We start from the raw sequence: 2104 nt of genomic DNA on the forward strand, positions 1-2104 counted from the left end.
ACTACCCTGCCAGTTGTTATATCCTATGCCTGTTCCTACAAGTTTCTTGTACACCGTCTCGCCGGTTCTGAAGTCGATGCCAGTGAGATACCACTTCGATATGCAGCAGCCCACTACCCTGTCGTAGATATAGACTAAGCCATTGCCCAGGGATAGCCTGAATCCGCCGACGCTCTTCTCCTTGGTCGACCATATCTCCTTGCAGGTATAGCTGCCGTCCTTGTTCCTGATGGCATCCACGCGGGTTAGTCCCGGCTCGACGGGACGTGAGAAGGGGAAGGTATGAGGACCCCAGTTATTCTCCACGATGGCCGAGAAAACGCCGGTGCCTTTTCCGTTGGCATCAGCGTGCTCCAACCCGATGGCTGTCAGGTCTGTGGCGCTCTTACCTTCCGCAAATAGCGGCACGCTGCCCACGATAGCACCATCGGAACGCTTGATAAATAGCAGATTTATACGCGGCTCCGCGTTGTCTGTAATAATAATCATCCCGTCTTTTGGAGTCCCCGCCAGCGTTACCGATGTTCCTGAGCCGACGCTGATGAGTCCAGCCTTTCGCTCAACAGCTTTGGAGTACCCCGTGCGCCAGTCTACCTTGATATCTCCCTCTTTATCGCAACTGAAGCGATACATAGCCTGGTCGGAGATAATGAAAACGCCCTCCTCGCCGACGGCGAAGGAGTTTTCTACCAGTTCCCCCTGCAGCCGCATCGTTTTCACTGCACCCGAGTCCATCTTCACCGTGCCTATCACTCCCTGCACCGAGGCAAACCAGTAGAAATCCCTGTTCCAATCGGGAAACATGAACGCCGGGCTGTCATCCGTTTTAGGTACCATATACTGGGCAAGGTCATATTCGTGCACCATCTCGAACTTCTTGCTCTTCACCATGTCGGGAATTTGCACCACCTTAACGGTGTTTTTAGTGGTGGGCACCACGGCGCGGTCTAAGTTGTCGAGGTAAAAATACATACCTGCGCCGAGATACTCCCAGGGTCTCACGCCTCTAAAGAAAAAACTCCAATGCCTGGGGGGCAGGTCATATAATGCCAGTATCTCCAGAGTATCAGGGTTTATTAGCTCCAGTCTCAATTTCATGCCATTGCCGTAGACACCGACCAGACGTCTCTTGCTGTCGAAAGTAATCGTGCCGTATCCTCCGAAGCCCTCAGTCCTCGAGATAATCTCGGAGTCCACGCCCATGGGGCCGGGAGCTTCGTAGGTGTCGCTGATATAGGCATCGCAATGCATGTTGCTGCCGGGGTTGGGCGACATATAGGGATGCTGAGGAACCTTAACATGAGGTATGGGCTTGGAGAATTCCTTGGGGTGGAATCGGATTAGCTTGTCGCGCTCCGGCACCGTAAAGCGCAGCGGACTATTGGCGATGGGCTTTATTTTGCCGGGGCGCAGCTTGGTTATTATAAAGATGCAAGCCGCACTGATTACCAGGGAAGCCAGGGCTGTGTACGACAGGATTTTCTTTTTCATCTATACCTCCCTCTCTAAATGGACGCCAGAAACGCATCCATAACATCCAGGGTCTTCTTTGCCACAACCATGTCGAATATCTTGTCCTTTACCTCTCTGGGCAGCAATTCTATAGACTTGGTGGTTGCCGAGTCAAATTTAGCCATGGGGAATTTCTTCAGTATGGCGTCTCTCTGTTTATCGTTAGTGGGTACAGCCAGCTTTTTCAAACCGGCAAATGCCTCCTCTGCCATGTCGGCAAGTCCGGCCTTCTGTAGTTTGCTCAGGCGTTCTTCGTTAATCCAGATGTTTACGGGATAAATCTCTGCCATGTTATACCTCCATCGGGGGAACACTGATAACAGGGTTCCTCCTGGTCAGATATTCATTTGTTACGAAAGGCGACCCGAAGCCGTATTTCTCGCCCGACTCCATAACCAGGTCGAAGACCTCTGGCCTGAATATCAAGCGCGGTGGCTTGACCCCATCCTGGATGATGCTTCTGATGAGTGTGCCGCTGAACGCCTGGCTCTCCTTGTCATGTCCGCACAGCCCGGAGTAGGTTACCTCGCCGCAGACAGGACAATACCACCACTCCAGCGTAAGCACCGAGACTATTCCCAAATCGGGAACC

Annotated in this window: 3 protein-coding genes; all 3 read right to left on the reverse strand. The window is 52.6% G+C overall.

Going from position 1 to position 2104, the window contains the following annotated elements; all coding sequences use genetic code 11:
• The coding region (locus VMX96_09670) for a hypothetical protein (protein ID HUU64166.1) at nucleotides 1-1491 on the reverse strand (1491 nt) is incomplete at its 3' end.
• 14 nt (nucleotides 1492-1505) lie between these two features.
• Nucleotides 1506-1802: a hypothetical protein gene (locus tag VMX96_09675; protein HUU64167.1), complete on the reverse strand. Its 297-nt coding sequence runs from the start codon at nucleotides 1800-1802 to the stop codon at nucleotides 1506-1508.
• Nucleotide 1803: 1 nt separating this feature from the next.
• On the reverse strand, nucleotides 1804-2104 hold a 301-nt coding region (locus tag VMX96_09680), incomplete at its 5' end, for a sulfate adenylyltransferase (protein ID HUU64168.1).

The organism is Dehalococcoidia bacterium (assembly GCA_035528575.1).
Classification (GTDB): Bacteria; Chloroflexota; Dehalococcoidia; order E44-bin15; family E44-bin15; genus DATKYK01.